This is a genomic window from Polymorphobacter sp. (genome assembly GCF_051860865.1).
Taxonomy (GTDB): Bacteria; Pseudomonadota; Alphaproteobacteria; order Sphingomonadales; family Sphingomonadaceae; genus Sandarakinorhabdus.
Genome location: NZ_JBIMKZ010000053.1, coordinates 1 through 22,304 on the forward strand (window position 1 = coordinate 1; position 22,304 = coordinate 22,304).

Annotated in this window: 14 protein-coding genes; 10 read left to right on the forward strand and 4 right to left on the reverse strand. The window is 67.0% G+C overall.

Annotated features, from left to right (window positions below; translation table 11 throughout):
- Together ACTIFJ_RS10580 and ACTIFJ_RS10585 are read right to left on the reverse strand one after the other, a co-directional pair.
- Positions 1–501, reverse strand: a 501-nt coding sequence (locus ACTIFJ_RS10580; RefSeq protein WP_439534078.1) for a glycosyltransferase family 2 protein, incomplete at its 3' end; no start/stop codon positions are given.
- Between the two features lie 6 nt (positions 502–507).
- Positions 508–1,923: an AAA family ATPase gene (locus tag ACTIFJ_RS10585; RefSeq protein WP_439534079.1), complete on the reverse strand. Its 1,416-nt coding sequence runs from the start codon at positions 1,921–1,923 to the stop codon at positions 508–510.
- Between the two features lie 240 nt (positions 1,924–2,163).
- On the opposite strand from ACTIFJ_RS10585, the gene ACTIFJ_RS10590 reads away from it, so the two are divergent.
- The 6 genes from ACTIFJ_RS10590 to epsI are packed head-to-tail and all read left to right on the forward strand — an operon-like array spanning position 2,164 to position 8,396.
- Positions 2,164–3,501, forward strand: a complete 1,338-nt coding sequence (locus ACTIFJ_RS10590) for a hypothetical protein (RefSeq protein WP_439534080.1) — start codon at positions 2,164–2,166, stop codon at positions 3,499–3,501.
- Positions 3,502–3,554: 53 nt separating this feature from the next.
- Entirely contained in the window at positions 3,555–4,343 is a 789-nt protein-coding gene (locus ACTIFJ_RS10595) for a polysaccharide biosynthesis/export family protein (protein ID WP_439534081.1), read from the forward strand.
- A 39-nt stretch (positions 4,344–4,382) separates the two neighbouring features.
- Complete coding sequence (locus ACTIFJ_RS10600; RefSeq protein WP_439534082.1) at positions 4,383–5,777, forward strand: Wzz/FepE/Etk N-terminal domain-containing protein; 1,395 nt, start codon at positions 4,383–4,385, stop codon at positions 5,775–5,777.
- Positions 5,778–5,779: 2 nt separating this feature from the next.
- Complete coding sequence (locus ACTIFJ_RS10605) at positions 5,780–6,820, forward strand: hypothetical protein (RefSeq protein ID WP_439534083.1); 1,041 nt, start codon at positions 5,780–5,782, stop codon at positions 6,818–6,820.
- Positions 6,821–6,822: 2 nt separating this feature from the next.
- Positions 6,823–7,707 (forward strand): exosortase V, encoded by an 885-nt coding sequence (gene xrtV, locus ACTIFJ_RS10610; protein ID WP_439534084.1) that lies wholly within the window; start codon positions 6,823–6,825, stop codon positions 7,705–7,707.
- Complete coding sequence (gene epsI / locus ACTIFJ_RS10615; RefSeq protein WP_439534085.1) at positions 7,704–8,396, forward strand: exosortase-associated protein EpsI, V-type; 693 nt, start codon at positions 7,704–7,706, stop codon at positions 8,394–8,396. Before xrtV ends, epsI begins: the two co-directional genes overlap by 4 nt.
- A gap of 8 nt (positions 8,397–8,404) precedes the next feature.
- On the opposite strand, the gene ACTIFJ_RS10620 is transcribed toward epsI, so the two are convergent.
- Positions 8,405–8,665, reverse strand: a complete 261-nt coding sequence (locus ACTIFJ_RS10620) for an XrtV sorting system accessory protein (protein WP_439534086.1) — start codon at positions 8,663–8,665, stop codon at positions 8,405–8,407.
- A gap of 98 nt (positions 8,666–8,763) precedes the next feature.
- On the opposite strand from ACTIFJ_RS10620, the gene ACTIFJ_RS10625 reads away from it, so the two are divergent.
- The 4 genes from ACTIFJ_RS10625 (at position 8,764) to ACTIFJ_RS10640 (ending at position 21,235) form a co-directional block, all read left to right on the forward strand.
- Positions 8,764–10,233 (forward strand): undecaprenyl-phosphate glucose phosphotransferase, encoded by a 1,470-nt coding sequence (locus tag ACTIFJ_RS10625; RefSeq protein WP_439534087.1) that lies wholly within the window; start codon positions 8,764–8,766, stop codon positions 10,231–10,233.
- A gap of 123 nt (positions 10,234–10,356) precedes the next feature.
- Positions 10,357–15,960: an AMP-binding protein gene (locus ACTIFJ_RS10630; RefSeq protein WP_439534088.1), complete on the forward strand. Its 5,604-nt coding sequence runs from the start codon at positions 10,357–10,359 to the stop codon at positions 15,958–15,960.
- Between the two features lie 2 nt (positions 15,961–15,962).
- Positions 15,963–19,634, forward strand: a complete 3,672-nt coding sequence (locus ACTIFJ_RS10635; RefSeq protein ID WP_439534089.1) for an SDR family NAD(P)-dependent oxidoreductase — start codon at positions 15,963–15,965, stop codon at positions 19,632–19,634.
- 182 nt (positions 19,635–19,816) lie between these two features.
- Positions 19,817–21,235 (forward strand): FAD-dependent oxidoreductase, encoded by a 1,419-nt coding sequence (locus ACTIFJ_RS10640; RefSeq protein WP_439534090.1) that lies wholly within the window; start codon positions 19,817–19,819, stop codon positions 21,233–21,235.
- Here ACTIFJ_RS10640 and ACTIFJ_RS10645 read toward each other — a convergent pair.
- On the reverse strand, positions 21,232–22,077 hold the full coding sequence (locus ACTIFJ_RS10645) for a dienelactone hydrolase family protein (RefSeq protein WP_439534091.1): 846 nt from the start codon (positions 22,075–22,077) through the stop codon (positions 21,232–21,234). The two genes, ACTIFJ_RS10640 and ACTIFJ_RS10645, sit on opposite strands and share 4 nt — an antisense overlap.
- Positions 22,078–22,304: the final 227 nt, after the last annotated feature.

Below are 22,304 nucleotides of genomic sequence, written 5' to 3' on the forward strand. Positions count from 1 at the left end.
AAACCCGAGTTTTTCAATGTACATGCGCTGCCGATAGGCGAAAACGGCCTCATAGGCCTCGATACCGGTCAGCCTGGCCGGATCGACGAAATCGATGCACACGTCGCCGCCGACGATGTCGCCGGCTGTCAGCGCATCCACCGCCGCCTGCAGCCAGCCGGGCGCGGCGCGGCAATCGGCATCGATAAAGGCGAGCAGCGTCGACCGCGCGGCCGCCGCGCCCGTGTTGCGGGCCAAGCCAGGCCCGGGACGCGGTTCCGAGAGAAAACGCACATCGGCATGGCGGCGGGCCACCTCGTCGGGAAAGCGGGCCGAATTATTGTCCACCACGATGATATCGACATCGCCATGGTCGAGCGACTGGGCCTTGACCGACAGCAGGCATCGATCGAGCGCTTCCGGCATCTGGAAGTGCGGAATGATCACCGACACCCTGGCAACCGGTTCAGCAGCAACCCCTGCGCCCGGCAGTTCGGCATCGGCGATCAATGGCTCGGGCATGCAGCCTCAGGCTGCCATCTGGGCCATGGCCGCCGAGATAAGCAGGAGCGATGACACGCCCGGATAGGCAAAGCGAAAGCGCGGCGCGCCGCCGGCGTCGCTGCGCTCGAGCAGGTCGTTGGCGCCGCTGAACATTTTCAGGTCGCGTTCGATGGCGAGCGGCGAGCCCTTGCCGCCCATCTCGGTAATGACATCTTCGGCCGAAAAGAATCCGTCGGCGGAGCTGCCCGCCCGCGCCGCCGCAATCAGCAGGGGCCAGTGCGCCCGGGCCTCGTCGCGGGCCAGATTGGCCTGCACGCGCCGCGGCAGCGACGCGTTCCAGTCGGTCAGCACCCGCTCGACGGCCGAGCGGCCATGTTCGGCCGACACGATGTTGCGCTGCTGGTCGAGCGCGGCGATGCCGGCCGCATGGGACAGCAGCCGCACCAGATAGGGCGAGCCGCTGGCCATGGTCGTGATCATCGTGCGCGCATCGTCCGAATAGCGCAGCGCCGCGGCCGTCTCGCCGATCGCCAGCAGGTCCTTGACCTCGGCGGCGTTCAGCGGCCGCATCGGCAGCCCGACGATGTTGCGTCGGATCGACGGTGCATAGCCGATCAGCTCATCGAGATTCTGCGCCACGCCGGTCAGCACCAGCTGGACGCGGGCGGCGCGGTCGGACAAATTCTTGATGAGCTCGGCGACATCGCGGCGGAACGAGGGATCGATGACGCGGTCATATTCATCGAGAATGATGATGACGCGCGTGCCGGTCACCCCGGCCAGCACATCCGCGAGCTCGCGCGGGCCGAACTGCTCGGGCAGCATCGAATCGAAATGGTCGCCGTGCTCGGCCTCGGGCGTGTTGGGCAGAACCGAGCTATGATACAGGCGCGGAATATGACTGGCGAACGCCTTGAACATCGACGGGAAATTGGCATCGGAGCCACAGCTGCCATAGAGCACCAGATAGCGCGCCTCGCGCGCGGTCTCGGCAAAAACATGAACAAGACTGGTCTTGCCGATCCCGCGTTCGCCGTAGACCACGACATGCACGCGATTCTGTTCAATCGAGTTGATCAACTGGCGCAGCGCGTCATGGCGTCCGGCAAAACTGTCCCGGTTGATGACCGGCTGGGACGCGCCGAGCGCATCGCGCAGCGCCAGCTTCCGCCGCGCCATCTCCACATTGTCCGAGGATTCCACCTCGTCCGCGGCGCTGGCCGAGAAGCGCGGCAGGTTCTCGCCGCGGCCGCGGTCATCCGGCTCCCGCCACAATTGGTCGAGGAACGCCGGCGGCGCCATGCGCTCGGTGAAATCCCGCGTTTCTGACGGGCCGGCAACGCTGTCATCGAAGGTTTTCGCCGTCTCCGCCGGCTCGGCTTCGATGGTTGCGGCTTCGGCCACGGCGTCGTCGCTGCGGAACCAGCGTTTCCAGATCATGCCATCAGACTCTTGTTTTTCGTCCCGCCTCTTTCGCGCATTCCGGCGCCTTCGGCAATGCACAACAGCCGGGATCGGTCTTCACACGGCACATGATCGGGCCGCAAAATGCGCTTTTGTTTTTAGGTGGCTTTACTGTAATGAAGCAAAGCACGTTCCGGATCGCCACGGACGTTGCGCCACGGTGACCATCGTGGAGCAGCGCCCCAAGGCGCCGACCGAATTTCAAGGATGACAGATTTGCAGGTTCAGCGGCAGACATGGCTTCGCGGCTTGGGCTACGCCATGGGGGTGTCGGCCCTGGCGCTGCCGATGTCGGCGAGCTCGGCGCCCAGTACCGGCGACGACCCGCCGCTGCAGCCTACCGGACTGGTTTCGATTCCGCAGGTCGAAGGCCGCGGCTATGTCCTCAATTTTAGTCTCAATTCCCAGTATAACAGCAATTTCCGCAGGACGCTGACCGCCAACAGCAATTCCGTTTATCGGGTGTCCCCCAATGTCGAGGCCGGTCTCGGCCTGCCCGTCGGGCGCCAGCAGCTCTTTGTCGGCGGGTCGATCGGGCGCGATATCTTCGTCGACAATTCGCAGTTCAACCGCAACAGGCTGCGCTTCGGTGGCGGGGCAAACCTCCGCGCCGGGACCCGCTGCACGGGTAGCGTGGCGGGGGAAGTCTCGCGTTTCCAGAACCTGCTCGGCGACGTCGCCGAAATCGTCGACAACGTCCAGCAGACCGAAACAGCCGGCGCCACGTTCAGCTGCCAGGGACCCATCGGCGTCGGCTTCGGCGGCACTGTGCAGTACCGGAACACCAGAAATGACCGCGTCGAGCGCGAACTTTTCAACTTCAGCAGCATGACCTATTCGCCGCAGATCACCTATGCCTCGCCGGCGCTGGGCGTATTCTCGCTGGGCGGCAGTTTTCAGGACATCAAATATCCTGATCGTCAGGTGCTGACCCCGGAAGGCCCTGTCGATGATGCGCTGAATATCCGCTCGTTCAGGCTCGGCTACAACCGCGCGCTGGGCACAAGGCTCAACCTCACCCTCGGCGTGTCGACGGTTCGGGTCACGCCCAAGCCCGATTCGGTGGTGCTGCTGGTTCCCGGGCTGGGTCCGGTGAATGGCACGCTTCCGGTCATCGTCTCTGATCGGCAACCCTATAATGTCGCCGGCTATGACGGGGCCCTGAGCCTGCAACTCGGGGACCGCGCCCGCATCACCGCCTCCACGTCGCGCACTGCGCTGCCCAACGCCAACCTCGGCACCCTGTCGTCGGTGCGCAACCTGCACGGCCTCGATATCGATTTCGCGCTGCGCCCCGGCCTCAACGCCGGTTTCGGCGGCACGCTGGCCAATGCCCGCTATCGCGGCAGCTTTGCGTCGCCCGACGAGCCGCAGCGCCGCATCAGTGACAAGATCGAGCGCGTATATGCACAGGTGGATTATTCGCCGCGCCGGCGGGTCTCGATCGGCGTGGAAGTGGCACACCAGAAGCGGATCTCGAACCCGGCCATCCTGAGCTTCAGCAATACCACGGCGCTGCTCAGGCTGCGTTATTCTTTGGGACGATCGACATGATTTCATTCGGCAAACGTTCATTCGGAAAACAAGGATTGACGGCAATGCGTTCGATGGTGCGTTCGACAGCGGTGTGTTTCGCCCTGTCACTGGCAGGTGCAGCGGTCGTCGCGCCGGCGTCCGTCGCCGCCCAGCAGGCGAGCCCGGGCTATGTCCTCGGCGCCGGGGACGGTGTCCAGGTCATCATCTACGGCCAGCCGGAAGCCGGCGTCACCACCCGCGTCAAGGCCGATGGCACCATCGTCATGCCGTTTATCGGCACGCTCAAGGTTGACGGCCTGACCAACATCACCCTCGCCAAGCGCATTGCCGACAGCATGGTGTCGGGCGGTTACCTGCGCGATCCGCTGGTCAATGTCGAAATCACCCAATATGTCAGCAAGGTCGTCAACGTCGCCGGCCGCGTCACCAATCCCGGCATCGTCCCCCTCGACCAGCCCTATCGTGCCCTTGAAGTCCTGCTTCGCAGCGGCTGGATCCGGGACAATGGCGCCAACTATGTCTTCCTGCGCCGCCCCGGCCAGGCCGAGCGGCGGCTCGCCGTCGAGGAATTGGTGCGCGGGGACTATGAGAAGGACCCGCTGATGCAGCCGGGCGATACGCTCTATGTCCCCGATGCCGACAATTTCTACGTCTATGGCGCCATAAACCAGTCCGGCAGCTTCCCGATCCTTCCGGGCATGACCGTCCGTCAGGCGCTGGCGCTGGCCGGCGGCGTCTCGGCCACCGGATCGATCAACAAGGTCTCGCTGTTGCGCGGGGACGCCAAGGAAGTCGATGCCGACCTGTCGCAAAAGTTGCAAAAGAATGACGTACTGGTGGTCAAGGAACGACTCTTCTGACATGGACGAGTCGGGCGCGGTTGGCAGAGGTGTGTTGCTATGAGTTTGATCCAGTTCCTGCATATCCTCATGGCCCGGCGCATGATCCTGCTGGTGTGTTTCGTTACATCGGTCGTCGTCGCCGGGGCCGTCGCCTCGTTCCTGCCGCCGCGCTACACCGCCAAGACCCGCGTGCTGATGGACATCATCAAGCCCGATCCTGTCACCGGGCTGATGGTCAGCGGCCGTGATCCGCGCGCCTTCATCCGCACCCAGATCGAGCTGATCCAGGATTACCGCGTCGCCACCGACGTCGTCGATCGCCTCGGCTGGCCCAACAATCCCGCCGTCATCGCCTCCTGGCAGGCCGAAACCGGCGGCGTCGGCGACATCCGGCGCTGGGGCGCCGAGCGGATCATCGCCGGCACCACCGCCACCACCATCGCCAACGCCAACATCCTCGAAATTTCCTATGAGGCGCCGTCGCCGGAAGCCGCGCGCGCCATCGCGACGCTGCTGCGCGAGGCCTATATCGACGCCAACCTGCGCTTCACCGTCGACAGCGCCGGCCGCACCGCGGAATGGTACCGCGAGCAGACCGATCGCGCTTTGGCGGCCTTGACCGCCGCCGAACGGGCCAAGACGCGTTTTGAACAGCAGAACCAGATCGTCATGACCGGTGAAGGCGAGGCCGAAACGGCCAAGCTGACATCGCTGCAAGGCTCGCTGCTCGCCGCCCGCGGTGCCCAGACCACCCAGCAGTTCGCCGCCGCCCAGCAGGGTTCGACCTCGCCGGTCGTCGACCAGCTCAAGATCCAGCTGGCGCAGATCACCGACCAGATCCAGCAGGCCGCCGGCACCCTCGGTGTCGAGCACCCCAGCTACAAGGCCCTGGTCGCCCGCAAGAACCTCCTTGAGCGCCAGCTCTCCACCGAATCCGCGTCGGCCCGCTCCGCCGGAGCCTCCAGCAGCAATGTCTCGCGCCAGTCGCTGGCGTCGCTCGAAGCCGAATATAACGCCCAGCGCGCCAAGGTGCTGTCGATGAAGGACACGCTGAACGAGCTGACCCAGTTGCAGCGCGAAGTCGATCTGCGCCGCGAACAATATCAGAGCGCCGCCACCAAGGCCGCCGAGCTTCGCCTGCAGTCGAGCGTATCGGAAAGCGGCCTCGTCGTGCTGGGTGACGCCATCGGCTCCAACACGCCGTCCTTCCCCAACTGGCCGCAGGTCTGGGGGCTGTCCGCCGGCTTTGGCCTTGCCCTCGGCGTGGCACTGTCGCTGCTGGTCGAACTTCTCGGCCGCCGCGTGCGCGGCCCGGAAGACCTCGGCTTCGCCGCCAAGGTGCCGGTCCTGGCGGTCATCGCTGACGCCCCACGGTCGGCGCTGCGCCAGATGGTTCGCGAATGGTTGACCCGCCGGGGCATGGCCGGCGGCACGATGAAGCCTGCGGAGTGAGCATGAACGAACCAAAAGTCCCGTCGGACGCAGGTGCGCCAGTGCCGCCCTCCGATGCTGTTGAAGTGCCCGCATGGCTGCCCGCCGACAAGCAGGTCGCGATCGCCGAAACGCTGGCGGGCGACAAGCCCAGGGAATCCCCGTCGGCCGGCCTGTTCACTGAAAACCCGCACACCGCCGGCCGTGTTGATGATGGCAGCGGTCGCGGCATCGATCCGCTGCGTGATACGCTGCTGCAGCTCGGCTATTTGTCCGAAGAGCATACGGCCCGGGTCGTCGCCCATCAGCAGACACGTGGCCTGGATTTCGATCAGGCGGCGCTGGAGCTCGGCTATATCACCCCCGACGATCTGGACCGCGCCCGCGAGCAGCTGATCACCAGCCTCGCCCAGCGCAACGTCAAGCGTCGGCCGGTCGCGGATGAGGTCATCGTCCTGTCCGATCCCCGCGGCGTGCGCGCCGAGGCCATCCGTCTGTTACGCACCCAGATCATCGCCCAGCATATCAAGGCCGGGCGTCGCGGCCTCGCCTTCGTCGCCCCTGTCGATGATAGCGGCTGCAGCAATCTCATCGCCAATCTGGCCGTCTCGCTGGCCCAGGTCGGGATTAAGACCCTGCTGGTCGATGCCAACATGCGCAATCCGCGCCAGCATCAGATCTTCGGCCTCGATGCCGATGCCCCCGGCCTGTCCAGCTATCTGTCGCTGGCCGTCGCCCGGCCTGAGCGGGTGGTCAATGCCAATGTCCTCCCCGGCCTCGCCGTCATCACCGCCGGTCCGCAGGTGCCTCGCCCGCAGGAACTGCTGTCGACGCGCCGCTTCCGCGACGGCGTCAACATGCTGCTGCGCGAATATGACATCGTGCTGTTCGATACGCCCCCGGCCAATGGCAGCGCCGATGCCCTGACCGTCGGGGCGGCCGCCGGCTATGTGGTCATCGTCGGGCGCCGCGATTACACCTTCTTCAAGGACATTGCCACGCTGGTGGACCAGTTGCAGACATCGCGCTGCCCGGTGATCGGTTCCGTCCTGAACGAGTTCTGACCATGGCGACGCGTGCTGCTTCTCCGCCCGTCGACTGGGGTGCGATTCTGAAGCGGCATTGGCTGGTGCCCCTGGGCGCCCTGGCCTTGCTGCTGCCCAGCCTCTATTCGATGGCCCGCGGGCCTTGGTCGATGGAATCCGGTGTCCATGGGCCGATCGTGCTCGCCACCGGCCTGTGGCTGATCTGGGGCCGGCTCGACGAGATCCGCGCCCATATGAAGCCCGGTGCGCCCTGGCTGACGGCCGTCGCCATGGCCATCGCCATTCCGGTCTATGCTTTCGGCCGTGCCTATGATTTCATCAGCATCGAGGTGGCCGCCATGTTGCTGGCCTTGCTGGCGGCGGCGCATGCCTATGTCGGCCTCGATGTCCTCAAGCGGCTGTGGTTCCCGATCTTCTATCTCGGCTTCCTGATCCCGATTCCCGGCTGGGCGCTGGACGGCTTCACCCAGCCGCTCAAGCTGTTCGTGTCGGAAGTCGTTACCGGCGGCCTGGCCGAGCTCGGCTATCCGATGGGTCGGCAAGGCGTGACGATCTTCGTCTCCACCTACCAGCTGCTGGTCGAGGATGCCTGCGCCGGCCTCAATTCGCTGGTCAGCCTGTCGGCAATCGGGTTGTTCTACGTCTACATGCTGCGGGGATCGAACTGGCGCTATTCGCTGCTGCTCCTGGCGCTGGTGCTGCCGGTCGCGGTCGGGGCCAACATCGTCCGGGTCGCGGCGCTGGTACTGATCACCTATTATATGGGCAATGCCGCCGCCCAGGGCTATCTCCACAATTTCGCTGGCATGGTCACCTTCGTCTCGGCCCTGCTGCTGATCTTCCTGGTCGACAAGCTCCTGACTCCGGTGCGGGACTGGCTGGCGCCGAAGGAGCAGGTCGCATGAACCGCCGCGACATGCTGATGGGCGGCGGCATGCTGGCGGCCGCCGGCGCGGCGCTGGCGCTGATGCCCCGGCAGCGTCTGCTGCTGCTGCCCGAGGAGCGCAAGCTGGAGGATCTGGTGCCGAATGCGTTCGGCGGCTGGACCACCACCCCGTCCGACAATTTCGTCCTCCCGCGCAGCGAAGGCAGCCTCGCCGACAGGCTCTACAACCAGACGCTGAGCCGGCTCTATATCCGTCCGGGCCAACCGCCGATCATGCTGGTCATCGCCTATGGCGCCGTCCAGAACGACCAGCTGCAGCTCCACCGCCCCGAAGTCTGCTACACGGCCGTGGGCTTCGAAATCGTCAGTTCGGCGCTGAGGGCGCTGTCGCTCGGCGGCACCGCGCGGCTGCCGGTCAGGGACCTCGAAGCCGTGTCGACGAACCGGATCGAGACCATCTCCTACTGGACGCGGATCGGCGACGATCTGCCCACCGATGGCGGCAGCCAGCGCATGGTCAAGCTGCGTCAGCAGATGCGTGGCTATCTTGCCGATGGTGTCCTCGTCCGCATGTCGGTCAACGCCGAACCGTCGGAGAGTGTCCATCAGGAGCTGGCGGCCTTTGCCGTCGCGATGATCCGGGCGATCAGGCCGGCGGATCGTCAGGCGTTGATCGGTCGGGACCTTGCCGCTGGCATGGTCGCATGACCAGGCCGTTATCTGTCTCGTTCGAAGGGGCGGAGCACGAACCAGATGAACGCCAGAGTCGCCGCGCCCGTCGCGACAGCGCCGAGATGCCACAGGCTATCGTTCATTTCGATGGCCTCATTGCCGAGATAGTTGGTCAGCGCGCATCCCAACGACGCGAGCAGGTACTGCCACAGGTAATCACGCGCAACACCTTGGGATCTCTGAAGGAAAAGCACGATCAGACCAGCGAACACCAGGACGGTCAGCCAGTCGTAAATTGTTTCCATGCACAAATCCTCAACTATCCCGATGCCCATACAACAATTGCATCGTCCTTTGCCATGGGGATGTTGACCGCCGCCCGGTCACGTCCGGTCATTCTGCGATGAACGAGATCAGCCGATTGTCGAAGCCCGTCGCCCCGGCGCCGGAGCCGGTCACCAAGCCCGGCGTGCCGCTCGAGGTGGCCATTGCCCTGCTTCGTGTGGCGGAGTTCGGGCTGGTCATTCTGAGCGGCATGTTCATTGCGTCGATCCTCGGCGAACCCAACAGCGAGATGACCGCGCAGGGCTACACGCGCGTCGTCCTGCTCGCCGGCATCGTCTTCGCCACGCTGGCCGAGAGCATGGGCTGCTACGATGTCGATGCGCAATTCTCGCTGCGCATGGTCTGGCGCCGCCTGGCGGGAAGCTGGGTAATGACCGCGCTATTCATGCTCACCCTGGGCTTCCTGCTCAAGACATCGGACAATGTCTCGCGCGGCTGGGCGCTGAGCTGGTTCGTCGTTGGCGGCACCAGCCTGCTGGTCAGCCGGGCACTGAGCACCATCTGGGTCCGCCGCCTCAAGAACCGCGGCACCTTCAACCAGCGCGTGGCAATTTTCGGTGCCGGTCCCCAAGGTCAGCGCTTCGCCGATTATGTCATCCGCAACAGCCGGCTGACCATCACCCTCGTTGGCTTTTTCGATGACCGCGTCGGCGACCGGATCGACCGGGCCAGCCTGCCGGCGCCGCTGCACGGCAATCTCACCGCGCTGGTCTCCGCCATCCGGGAGGGCCGCATCGATCAGGTGGTGGTGGCGCTGCCCTGGTCCGCCGATGTCCGGCTCCAGCAGGTCGTCAGCCGGCTGGCGCTGACCCCCGTGCGCATCCGTCTCGCCCCCGATCTCGCCAGCTTCGCCTTCGCCAAGCGCCAGATGGTCCTGCTCGGCGACGTCCCGGTGATGACTTTGTTCGAGCGGCCGATCTCGGGCATGGATGCGGTGCTCAAGCGCATCGAGGATCTGGTACTGTCCTTCCTCGTGCTCGCGCTGGTCTGGCCGGTGCTGCTGGTCATCGCCGTGGCCGTCAAACTCGATTCGCGCGGCCCCATCTTCTTCCGCCAGCCGCGCGAGGGCTTCAACAACCGCCATTTCCGGGTCTGGAAGTTCCGCTCGATGCACCATGACCTGTCCCAGGTCGACCGGATCGACCAGGCCAGCCGCGGCGATCGCCGGGTCACCCGCGTCGGCCGCTTCCTGCGCCGCACCAGCCTCGATGAGCTGCCCCAGCTGTTCAACGTCGTGCGCGGCGAGATGAGCCTCGTTGGCCCCCGCCCGCATGCGCCCTCCACCCGCGCCGGCGGCCGGCTGTTCTCCGATGTCGTCACCTCCTATGCCGCGCGCCACAAGGTCAAGCCCGGTATCACCGGCTGGGCCCAGGTCTGCGGCTGGCGCGGTGAAACCGACACCGAGGACAAGCTGGTCAAGCGCCTCGAACACGATCTTCATTATATCGAGAACTGGTCGCTCGGCTTCGACATCTACATCCTGCTGCGCACCATCGGCGCGGTGGTCATCAGCCGCGAGGCGTTCTGATCGAACGGACACAAGACTTCAGACAGAGATTGCTAACAGCAACTTTATTATCAAAACTCGCTTTTCATCGGACATGATATTGTCTAAAGCCTCCATTCCCGTTCGAATCGGCGGGTGTGGTGCATGCCGGTTGCCGGCGTGCGTCACGGGGTAGACAGTATTTACGACCAGCAGCGGGTGAAGCACATGACCAACGCCATTGAAGTTACCCAGGACAACGCCGCCGGAACCCCGGCCGGCGAGGCGATCCGGGCCAACAGCGTCCGCACCCGCGCCGACTGGGAGGCGATGCGCGCCGCTGTCCTTGCCGATCCCGGCGCCTTCCACGGCGCCATCGCCGCCCGCAACCTGCACTGGCTGGTCTCGCTCCCCGGCGGCGGCGGCGAGGCCTGGCTGAGCAAGGCCGATGGCCGCTGGTCGGGCTGGGACGCCGCGACGCTGGCGCCCGTCGACGCCGACCTGCCGGCGGACTTCGCCCCCTGGGCCCGCGCCTTCAACGATGACGACGCCCCGCATTTCCGCTGGTTCGAGGGCGGCCGTACCAATTGCGCCTTCAACGAGCTCGATCGCCATGTGCTGGCCGGCCACGGCGCCGAAGCCGCGCTGATCTTCGAAGGCGACCGCTGGGACATGGCCGAGGACAATGGTCGCGGTGCTCCGGTCGATTGCTATCCGGTCAGCCGCCGCCGGCTGCTGCTGGAGGCCGCCAAATGCGCGCTGGCGCTGAAGTCGCTCGGCCTCAAGGCCGGAGACCGCATCGCCCTCAACATGCCCAACATCCCGGCCCAGATCTTCTGGACCGAGGCCGCCAAGCGCATCGGCGTGCTCTACACGCCGGTGTTCGGTGGCTTCTCCGACAAGACGCTGTCGGACCGTATCCATGATGCCGGCGCGCGCGTCGTCATCACCGCCGATGGCGGCTACCGCAACGCCCAGATCTTCGCCTTCAAAACCGCCTACACCGACCCGGCGCTGGACAATTATGTCCCCGTCGGCGTCGCGCTGGAACTGCTCGCCGCCCGACTCGCCGAAGCCGACCTCGAACTCGGCACCGATGACGCCGCGCTGATCACCGAGACCGTCAAGACGACACTTGCCGGCGAGGTCACCGTCGAGCGCGGCGACATCATGCGCGGCGTCGGTCGCGCGCTCGCCGAGCTCGGCAGTGCCGGCACCGTCGATGCCGCCGGTGCGGCCCGCGTCCGCATCGCCGTTGCCGAGGCGCTGGTCGCCACCCCCGAGCGCGTCGACGCCGTCATCGTCGCCCGCCACGGCGCCCAGCCCGATATCGTCTGGCGGGAGCGGGACCGCTGGGCGCATGAACTGACCGACAAGGCGCTGGCCGAGATCCTCGCCGCCGCCGGCCTGTCGAGCGAAGCCGAGCTGAACGCGCTGCCGGACCTGGATTTCGTCCGCGCCATCTGGAAGAGCGTGCCGCCGCTGGCCGTCGACGCCGAATATCCGATGTTCTTCATCTATACCTCGGGCTCCACCGGCAAGCCCAAGGGCGTCGTCCATGTCCATGGCGGTTACGCCGCCGGCATCGCCGAAACGATGAAGGTCGCCTTCGATGCGCGGCCGGGCGACGTCCTCTATGTCGTCGCCGATCCCGGCTGGATCACCGGCCAGAGCTACATGATCTCGGCCGCGCTCCTCACCCGCGTCACCACGCTGATCGGCGAAGGCTCGCCGGTGTTCCCGCACGCCGGGCGCTTCGCGGCGATGATCGAGCGCCACAAGGTCACCATCTTCAAGGCCGGCGTCACCTTCCTCAAGGCGATCATGACCGACCCGCAGAATTTGAAGGACTTCGAGGTCTATGACCTCAGCACGCTGCGCGTCGCCACCTTCTGCGCCGAGCCGACCTCGCCGCCGGTGCAGGCCTTCGGCATGAAGAATGTCACCCCCAATTACATCAACAGCTATTGGGCCACCGAGCATGGCGGCATCGCCTGGACGCATTTCTACGGCAATACCGATTTCCCGCTCGCCGCCGACGCCCGCACCTTCCCGCTGCCCTGGATCGTCGGCGATGTCTGGCTGGAGGACCCCGCCGGCACCGGCGGCGCCATCGCGCCGCTCACCCGCTCCGGCGGCGCCGGCGTGCCATGGCGCCGCGCCGAAACCGGCGAAAAGGGCGAAATCGTCATCGCCATGCCCTATCCCTATCTGGCCCGCACCGTCTGGGGCGATTCCAGCCATTTCAACGTCGAGGACGGCAAGGTCCAGGGCGACTGGCGCGGCGACAGGGCGCGCTGGTCGGACGGCTATTGGCAGCGCTGGAAGGGCGTCTGGGCCTATACCCAGGGCGATTTCGCTGTCCGCCATGCCGATGAAGGCTTTTCGCTCCACGGCCGCTCCGATGACGTCATCAACGTCTCCGGCCACCGCATGGGCACCGAGGAGATCGAGGGCGCCATCCTGCGCGACAAGGCGCTCGATCCCAATTCGCCGCTCGGCAACGTCCTCGTCGTCGGCGCGCCACACCGCGAAAAGGGCCTGACCCCGGTCGCCTTCGTCACCGCCGCCCCCGGCCGCACGCTGACCCGCGACGATTTCCGCCGCCTGTCCGATCTCGTCCGCCAGGAGAAGGGCGCCGTCGCCGTCCCCGGCGATTTCATCGAGGTCAGCCAGTTCCCGGAGACCCGCTCGGGCAAATATGTCCGCCGCATGGTCCGCGCGCTGGTCGAAGGCGGCGACGTCGGCGACGTGTCGACGCTGCGCAACCCGGAGAGCCTCGACGAGCTGCGCCGCGTCATCACCGCCTGGGAAAACAAGCAGAAGCTGTCCGACGATCAGGAGATCTTCGATCGCTACCGCTATTTCCGCGTCCAGTACAACAATGTCACCCCGGACCAGAAGGTGGCCACCGTCTATGTCACCAACCCGCCGGTCAACGCGCTCAACGAACGCGCCATCGATGAACTCGTCATCGTCGTCGAGCATCTCGCCCGGCGTGAAGACGTCGCCGCCGTGGTCTTCACCGGCGACGGCACCGCCAGCTTCGTCGCCGGCGCCGACATCCGCCAGTTCCTCGACGAGATCCACACCATCGAGGAAGCCAGGGTGCTCCCCAACAACGCCCAGCTGGCGTTCGCCAAGATCGAGCAGATGGGCAAGCCCTGCGTCGCCGCCATCCAGGGCGTGGCGCTCGGCGGCGGCATGGAGTTCGCGCTCGCCTGCCATTGGCGGGTCGCCGAGCCGCATGCCCGCTTCGGCCAGCCGGAAATCCGCCTGCGCCTGCTCCCCGGCTATGGCGGCACCCAGCGCCTGCCCCGCCTGCTCGCCGAGAAGCGCGGCCCCGAAGGCCTGCGCGATGCGCTCGACCTGATCCTCGGCGGCCGCAGCATCGATGGCACCAAGGCCCATGAGCTCGGCCTGATCGAAAAGCTCGCCGATGGCAGCCAGGACGCGCTCAGCCTCGCCCATGCCGCGGTTCGCGAGTTCGTCCGCCACGGCGACCAGTCGGCGCTCGGCAAGACCTGGACCGTCCGCCGCAAGGCCGCCAAAATGAGCTGGCAGGAGCCCGCCAGCGTCAGCCTCGACCACGCGCTGGAGGACGAATTCGTCCAGCGCATCCTCCGCCAGCTCGATTGGGCCGGCCGGGGCAAGGCCGGCGCACGCGCTCTCGAAGCCATCCGCACCGGCTGGACCGAGGGCATGGCCAAGGGCCTCGCCCGCGAAGGCCAGCTGTTCGCCGAAGCCGTGGTCGATCCCGACGGCGGCAAGACTGGCATCCGCGAGTTCCTCGACAAGAAGTCGCCGCCGCTCCCGGTTCGCCGCGACGGCGTCTATATCGAGGCCGAGCACGAAGCGCGCGGCATGAAGCTCGAGGCCGCCGGCGACCTGCTGCCACGCGGCGCCCCCTTCTTCCCCGGCGTCACCGCCATCCCCGGCCACCAATATGCCTTCGGCATCGCCCGTGATCCGGACACCGGCGCCCCGCGCTTCGGCGAGCCCGCCGCGCATGAAAAGGAGCTGATCGTCCCGGTTCCCGAGCCGGAAGCCAATGAGGCGCTGGTCTATCTGCTGACCTCCGAGGTCAATTTCAACGACATCTGGGCGCTCACCGGCATCCCCGTGTCACCCTTTGACGGCCATGAGGAAGATGTGCAGATCACCGGCTCGGGCGGGCTGGCGCTGGTCGCCGCGCTCGGCAGCGAGGCGCGCGGCCAGGGCCGGCTGAAGGTCGGCGATCTCGTCGCCGTCTATTCCGGCACCTCGGACCTGCTGTCGCCGCTCGCCGGGCGCGATCCCATGTATGCCGATTTCGCCATCCAAGGCTATGAGACCAAGTCGGGCAGCCATGCCCAGTTCCTCACCGTCCAGGCCCCGCAGCTCCACCCGGTGCCCGGCGACCTGACGCTGGAACAGGCCGGCAGCTATATCCTCAACCTCGGCACCATCGTCCGCTGCCTGTTCACCACGCTGGAGATCGTCGCCGGCAAGACCATCTTCATCGAAGGCTCGGCCACCGGCACCGGCCTCGATGCGCTGAAGACGGCGCGAGCCAGCGGCCTCCATGTCACCGGGCTGGTCTCCAGCCCGGCGCGCGCCGAGTTCGTCCAGACCATGGGCGCGGTCGGCGCCCTTGATCGCACCGAGCCGGCCTTCGCCAGCCTGTTCGCCCCGGTGCCCGACGGCAGCCCAGACACGAAACGGGCCGACTGGGTGGCCTGGGAAGCCGCCGGCCAGCCGCTGCTCGATCGCTACCGGGCGATGAACAACGGCAAGCTCGCCGACTATGCCGTCAGCCATGCCGGCGAAACCGCCTTCCCGCGCAGCTTCCAGATGCTCGATGAGGGCGGCGTGCTGGCGTTTTACGGCGCCTCGTCGGGCTATCACCTGAGCTTCATGGGCAAGGGCGGTGCCGCTACGCCGGAAGCCATGCTGGCCCGCGCCGGCGCGCGCGGCGGCGAGGCGGTGCTGATCTTCTACGGCCCCAATTCGCGCGCCCTCGCCGACCAGACCGGCCTCGAAATGATCGAGGCCGCCCGCGGCATCGGCGCCCGCACCGTCGTCGTCACCACCACCGATGGCCAGCGCGAGTTCATCCTCAGCCTCGGCTTCGAGGATGCGGTCGCCGGCGTCGTCAGTCTGGAGGCGATCAAGCGCCGCGAAGGCGCCAATTTCGACTGGCCTGAGACCATGCCCCGCCTGCCGGTCGCCCGGCAGGACATCGAGCGCTTCCGCGACGCCGTCCGAGATTTCCAGGACAAGACGCTGAAGCCGTTCGGCGGCGCCATCGGCAAGCTGCTGCGCTCGCCGGACAATCCGCGCGGCAACCCGGACATCGTCATGGAGCGCGCCGGCCAGGATACGCTCGGCGTCACCACGGCGCTGGTCAAGCCGTTCACTGGCCGTGTCCTCTACTGCGAGGACATGACCGGCCAGCGCTACAATTTCTACGCGCCGCAGGTGTGGACGCGCCAGCGCCGCATCCTGATGCCTTCCGCCGAGATCCGCGGCACCCATCTCTGCAACGCCTATGAGGTAACGCGGATGAACGACATGGTCGCCGCCGGCCTGCTCGACATCACCGAGCCGACCGTGGTGCCCTGGGAAGGCCTGCCCGAGGCGCACCAGAGCATGTGGGATAACCGCCATTCCGGCGCCACCTACATCGTCAACCATGCGCTGCCGGTCGCCGGCCTGCGCAGCAAGGACGAACTGTTCGAAGCCTGGGCCGCCGCCGCCGCTGCCCCCGCTCCAGCCGAGGAAAAGTGACCATGAACGAGACCGTCACCATCGTCCCGGACAGCGCCATCAGCCTGGCGCCGACCGGCCGCCTCGCCGGCAAGGTCGCCGTCATCACCGGCGCCGCCGGCAACCTCGGCCAGAAGATCGTCCGCCGCTATCTGGAGGAGGGCGCTACCGTCGTCATGACCGGCCGCGATCTCGCCCGCACCGAGGCCGCCCGCGCCGCCGCGCTCGCCGATGTCGGCGCGCCGGACGACCGCGCGATGGTCGTGGTGATGGACGGCGCCGATGCCGACTCCGTCCGCGCCGGCATCGCCGAGGTGGTCAAGGTCCATGGCCGCATCGATGTGCTGGTCAACAATGCCGGTTCGGCCGGCCCCAAGCAGCCGCTCGAAAACCTGCCGCTGTCCCGCCAGGACCTGTCGGTGCTCCGCGATGCCGGCAGCGCCGACACCGAGACGGTCGGGGACGCGGCACGCAACATCATGGTCGTCGCCTGGAACCTCGTCCGCGCCGCCGCCGACGCCATGGGCTCGGGCGGCTCGATCATCAACGTCTCGACCATCTTCAGCCGCACCGACTATTACGCCCGCGCCGCGTATACCGTCCCCAAGGCGGCGCTCAACTCCCTGTCGCGCAAGCTGGCCTGGGAGCTGGGTACGCGCGGCATCCGCGTCAATCTGCTGTTCCCCGGCCCGATCGCCTCGGAGCGCATCCGCACGGTCTTCGCGACGATGGACACGCTGCGCGGCGATCCGCAGGGCGCCACGGCGGCGCATTTCTTCGACATGATGGCGCTGGAGCGCAGCATCGACGGCGCCCCCCAGGCCAAGACCTTCCCCACCCCCATCGACATCGCCAACACCTGCGTCTTCCTCGGTTCGGACGAATCGGCGGCCTTCTCCGGCCATGATTTCGAGGTGACGCACGGCATGGCGGTCCGCCAGGAATCGGGCGCCACCTATATCTCGCGGCCCAACATGCGGTCGATCGACGGCGCCGGGCTCGGCGTCCTCGTCTCGGCCGGCAGCCAGATCGACGATGCCATCGCGCTGGCCCGGGTCCAGGCCGATGCCGGCGCCAATGTGCTGCTCGGCTTCCATGCCCAGTCGGCGTTCGACGATGCCAAAGCCTCGCTCAAGGACCATCCGCGCATCGAGATCGCCTGGTTCCCGCGCCATGACCGCGGCGTTATGGACGAGGTGCTCGCCGATTTCACCGCACGCGTCGTTCCGATCGTCGGTGTTCTCGTGTTGCCGACCCGCCCGACCGGCTATTTCTCCGGCAGCCTCGCCAGCGCCTCGGACGCACTGGTCGAGCGCTTCGTCGATGACGAGCTGGAGGCCAATATCGCCGTCGCCCGCACCCTCAGCCGCTACTGGAAGGAGCAGCCCGAACTTCTTCACGACCCGCGCTTCGTCTTCGTCTCCAACGGCGACGACGGCCAGGGCAATCTCTATGCCGATGTGCTGCGCGCCGCCCAGGAGGAACTGATCCGCATCTGGCGGGACGAGAGCATCGTCGATGTCGGCCACGGCAAGCGCCGCCAGCCCGAATGGGGCAACCAGATCATCCGCTACACCAATGCCGAGAGCGAGGCGCTGAGCTTCGCCGCCGGCCAGGCAGCGCGGATCGTCCTCAAGGAGCGGCGGATCGACCCGATCAACCTCTATCTGCCCGCCAGCATCGAGGAGGCGACCGGCGCCAAGCGCGCCATGGCCGGCGCCGCCGAGAACATCACCGGCCTGCATCTCGGCAAGGTGGCGCTGATCACCGGCGGCTCCGCCGGTATCGGCGGCCAGGTCGCCCGGCTGCTGGCGCTGGCGGGTGCCAAGGTGATGATGGTCGCCCGCCGCGAGAGCGAGCTGGACGCCGCCCGCGCCCGGATCATCAGCGAGCTGGAGGACATCGGCTTCTCCGGCGTCGAGCGCCGCGTCCGCACGCTGGCCAATATCGATGTCGCCGATCTCGCCAGCCTCCAGCATGCCATGGACGAGACGATCCGGGCCTTCGGCCGCATCGATTATCTGATCAACAATGCCGGTGTCTCGGGCGCCGAGGAAATGGCGGTGGACATGGACGTCGCCGCCTTCCGCCGCACCCAGATGGCCAATCTGGTCTCGAACTATGCGCTGATGCAGGCCGTTGTGCCGCTGATGAAGGCGCAGGGGTCGGGCTATATCCTCAACGTCTCCAGCTATTTCGGCGGCGAGAAGTCGCTCGCCGTGGCCTATCCCAACCGCTCCGACTATGCGGTGTCCAAGGCCGGCCAGCGCGCCATGGTCGAGAGCCTTGCCCGCCATCTCGGGCCGGAGATCCAGATCAACGCCATCGCTCCCGGCCCGGTCGACGGGGACCGGCTCGCCGGCCTTGGCGGCAAGCCCGGGCTGTTCGAGCGCCGCGGCCGGCTGATCCTCGAAAACAAGCGGCTCAACGCCGTCCATGCCGCCGTCGTCCAGGCGATGCGGCGCGGCGAGCCGGTCGCTGCGCTCCTCGGCCGGCTGGCGCGCAACGACACGGTCCAGCTCAGTCATGACCGTTCGGTGCCCGAGGAGCTTCGGTCGCTGGCGCTGGCCTGCGCCCGGGAAGGCGACGAAAGCTGCTGCTGGGACCGCTATCTGCTGACGCCGCCGCTGGCCGCCAAGCTGCTCCGCAGGCTGGCGCTGGGCGGCTATCTGATCGGCGAACCGGCCTGGGAGCAGCGGCTCGACACCGAATGGCTGCTGCGCGTGCCGCCCGACGACATGCCCTGGCTGCCGCAAGGACAGATCGCCCGGGAGGCCGGCAAGGTCCGCAGCGGCGTGCTCTCGCAGCTGCATCTCGGCAAGATGCCAACCGAGGCCGAGGTGGCGCAGGCGACGGTGTTCTTCCTCGCCGATCGCGCCGTCTCGGGTGAGACCTTCATGCCGTCGGGCGGCCTCAACGTTGAACGCTCGGCCACCGAGCGCGAGCTGTTCGGCAGCCCCAAGCAGGAGCGGCTCGACCGGATGGCCGGCAAGACCGTCTGGCTGATCGGCGAACATCTCGTCGATCATCTCGCCGCCAGCGCCCGCGCCTTCCTGGCGCTCGATGTCGCCCGCGTCGTGCTGCTCACCCGCACCGCCAAGGGCGGCGCCGCGATCAAGGCGGCGATTGGCAAGGTCGGTGGCGGCCCGGTCGAGGTCCGCGCCGTCGGCGATGCACTGGAAGACGGCATCAACGCGGCACTCGCCGAATGGGGCCGGCCGACGACCGTGGTGTCGACGCCGATGCAGCCCCTCCCGACGGCGCTGTTCGAAGGCGACAGCCCGCTCGATGCCAAGGGTTTCGAGGAGGTGGTCGAGCATAATCTGACCCAGCATTTTCGCGTCGCCCGCAAGGTGTCGCTCTATGATGGCTGCCAGCTCGTCCTCGTCTCGCCCGATGTGCCGATGGGAGAGAAGGGCCCGGCCTTCGCGCTGGCCAATTTCGTCAAGACGACGCTGCACGCCTTCACCGCCACCGTGGCGGTGGAAAACGAGCGGCTGGTCCATGATGTGCCTGTCAACCAGATCAACCTGACCCGCAAGGTCCGGTCGGAAGAGCCGAGGACCCAGGCCGAGCATGAGGAAGAGGTCGGTCGCTTCGCCCGGGCCGTGCTTTTGGCCGGCGCCCCGCTTCCCGATGCCGAAGATTCCCGGTATCGTGCCCGCGTTTATCGGGGTCAATCGATCACCGTCTGATCAACGGAGAAGCATGTGGCTGGGCGGCAGGGTGGCAAGGGTGTCGGGCGTCGAAAACTGTTGAAGGATACGGCGCTCGGCCTTGTCACCCTGCCCTTGGCCGTAGAGGCGGCTGTCGCAGAGCCAATTTGGGGGCGGATCGTCATCAGGGACGGTTGGGTGCTCTCGGAGCATGATCGCTGATGCTGTCCGAGCTTGCGGCCCTGCCGGCCGCCCGGGTTTGGGATGTCGCGGTCGTCGGCAGCGGACCGGCGGGGATGACCGTGGCCGTGGCGCTCGCCCGCCTCGGCCGCAACGTCCTGCTGCTTGAGGGCGGCGACCGCTACTTCACCGACGAATCGCAGGAACAGTATCAGGGTGAGGTGATCGGCGACCATTATTTCGACCTCGATGGCTGCCGCGTCCGCAGCCTTGGCGGCACGTCGGTGCACTGGTCGGGCTGGTGCCGGCCGTTCGAGGCCGAGGACTTCGACCGGCGTGATTATGATTCCATGGCCTGGTGGCAGATCGGCCGGGCCGACCTGGAGCCTTACCGCAAAACGGCCGCCAAGATGCTCGGCGCCAGGGATGATTTCTGGAGCCGGGACGAAACCGACGGGCTGCGCCGCTTCGCCTTCAGCCGCAGTGCCGAGCCGACACGCTTTGCCGATACCTATATCGACGAGCTGACCGCGTCGCGGCGGATCACGCTGGCGATGAACAGCAACCTGGTCGGCATCGATACCGATGGTAGCCGGAACACCGGGCTGACGATGGCCGACTACAAGGGTCTGCGCCGCACCATCAGGGCGCGGCAGTTCGTGATGGCCTGTGGCGGGATCGAGAACAGCCGGCTGCTGATGCACTTCAACCCGGCCAGCAATGGCAAGCTGGTCAAGAACGCCGCGACGCTCGGGCGCTACTGGATGGAGCATCCGCACTTCGACATCGGCACCGGCTTCATCGACACGCTGTCCGATCATACCGGCTATTACAGCTTCCAGCCGGCGGAGCTGCGGCGGCGGGGGCTGCTCAACTGCGGGCTGCGGGTGCACCAGCCGATCCTGACCGGCTGGCAGGAGAAGGTCACCGACCTTGCCTGCCTGGCGCCGGACCTCGCCAGCCGGGTCTTTACCCTGCTCGAGCGCAGGCAACACTGCACCTCGGAGCTGCGGGCGGCCTGGGAGATGGCGCCGCGCGCCGCCAACCGGATCGAACTCGACCTGTCAAAGCGTGATGGGATGGGGATACCTCGGGTGAAGCTGCACTGGCGCCATACCGAGGCCGACCATGCCAATATGCGCGACCTGGCGCTGGCGTATGGCGAGCATCTGGTGCGCACCAACCGGGGGCGGATCAAACTGGCGCCCTGGGTGCTCAACAATGGTCCCTATCCGACCGACGACGAGATCGCCGGCTATCATCACATCGGCGGGACGCGGATGAGCGACAGGCCGGAGACCGGGATCGTCGACCGGACGCTTAAGGTGTTCGGGCAGGACAATCTCTATATGGCCGGATCATCGGTCTTCCCGACCGGGGGGCATGTCAATCCGACGATGACCATCGTCCAGCTGTCCCTGCGGCTGGCCGACCATCTGAACCGGGTGGCACTGGCCTAGATCTTGAGGGCGGCGAGGGTGCGGCTCCAGGCGAGGTTGGCGGCGGCCTCGTTGTAGCGGGCTTCGGAGGTGTCGTTGTTGAAGGCGTGGTTGGCGCCTTCATAGACATAGGCGGCGAAGGGCACCTCGGCGGCGGTCAGGGCGTCCTGATAGGGCGGGGCCATGGCGTTGATGCGGGTGTCCAGACCCGCATAGTGGAGGACCAGCCGGGCCTTGATGGCGGGCACGGCGGCGAGGTCGGCGGCGGGGGCGCCGTAATAGGCGACGCCGACGCGCAGCGCGTCGCCGGCATTGACGGCGAGGTCGTTGACCATGCCGCCGCCCCAGCAGAAGCCGACGGCGCAGGCGACGCCGCGTCCGGGCGCCTCGCTGCCCAGCCACTTCAGCGTGCCGACGCCGTCGGCGATGGTGGCGGGGCGGTCCAGCGCGCCGATCATGTCGCGGGCCTTGTCCTCGTCGGTGGGGGTGCCGCCGGCGGGGGTCAGGAAGTCGGCGGCGAAGGCGACGACGCCGGCGGCGGCGAAGCGGCGGGCGACGTCCATGGTGTGCTCGTTGAGGCCGCGGTTCTCATGGATGACGAGGACGCGGGGGGCCTCGGCGGCACCGGTGCGCGGCTGGGCGAGATAGCCCTTCATGCTGCGGCCGCCGGGCAGGGGGATGGTGCGGGGGGCGGCGGTGATACGGGCATCGGTGGCGGCGACCTTGGGCACGGCGGTGGCGCGGGCCTCGATCAGGGCGAGGGCGGCGACGCCGCCGAGGCGGGCGATCAGCTCGCGCCGGCTGAGGCTGCCGGTGTGGGTGTATTGATCGTAGAGGTCTATCATCTGCTGGGTGATGTGCATGGGCGGGGCTCCCTTTCGGGGGAGCGTAGCGGGGTGCGGCGGGGAGCGAAAGTGAGGAAAGTGAGGCTCAGGATGGGGTTTCGATGTCCGGCTCGGCGACCTCGTTCATCAGCGGCTGATTGATATTGAACAGCAGGTCCTCGAAGGCGTCCGGGTCCATGAGCTTGTGCGGCTCGGCGGGGGTGACGGGGGCGAGGGCTTCGAGGGCCGGGGCGATGGGGAGGGAT

Coding starts and splice junctions, on each gene's coding strand:
- ACTIFJ_RS10640 (WP_439534090.1), top strand. CDS start 19,817: ATGCTGTCCGAGCTTGCGGCCCTGCCGGCCGCCCGGGTTTGGGATGTC.
- epsI (WP_439534085.1), top strand. CDS start 7,704: ATGAACCGCCGCGACATGCTGATGGGCGGCGGCATGCTGGCGGCCGCC.
- ACTIFJ_RS10620 (WP_439534086.1), bottom strand. CDS start 8,665: ATGGAAACAATTTACGACTGGCTGACCGTCCTGGTGTTCGCTGGTCTG.
- ACTIFJ_RS10645 (WP_439534091.1), bottom strand. CDS start 22,077: ATGCACATCACCCAGCAGATGATAGACCTCTACGATCAATACACCCAC.
- ACTIFJ_RS10605 (WP_439534083.1), top strand. CDS start 5,780: ATGAACGAACCAAAAGTCCCGTCGGACGCAGGTGCGCCAGTGCCGCCC.
- ACTIFJ_RS10595 (WP_439534081.1), top strand. CDS start 3,555: ATGGTGCGTTCGACAGCGGTGTGTTTCGCCCTGTCACTGGCAGGTGCA.
- xrtV (WP_439534084.1), top strand. CDS start 6,823: ATGGCGACGCGTGCTGCTTCTCCGCCCGTCGACTGGGGTGCGATTCTG.
- ACTIFJ_RS10625 (WP_439534087.1), top strand. CDS start 8,764: ATGAACGAGATCAGCCGATTGTCGAAGCCCGTCGCCCCGGCGCCGGAG.
- ACTIFJ_RS10635 (WP_439534089.1), top strand. CDS start 15,963: ATGAACGAGACCGTCACCATCGTCCCGGACAGCGCCATCAGCCTGGCG.
- ACTIFJ_RS10585 (WP_439534079.1), bottom strand. CDS start 1,923: ATGATCTGGAAACGCTGGTTCCGCAGCGACGACGCCGTGGCCGAAGCC.
- ACTIFJ_RS10630 (WP_439534088.1), top strand. CDS start 10,357: ATGCCGGTTGCCGGCGTGCGTCACGGGGTAGACAGTATTTACGACCAG.
- ACTIFJ_RS10600 (WP_439534082.1), top strand. CDS start 4,383: ATGAGTTTGATCCAGTTCCTGCATATCCTCATGGCCCGGCGCATGATC.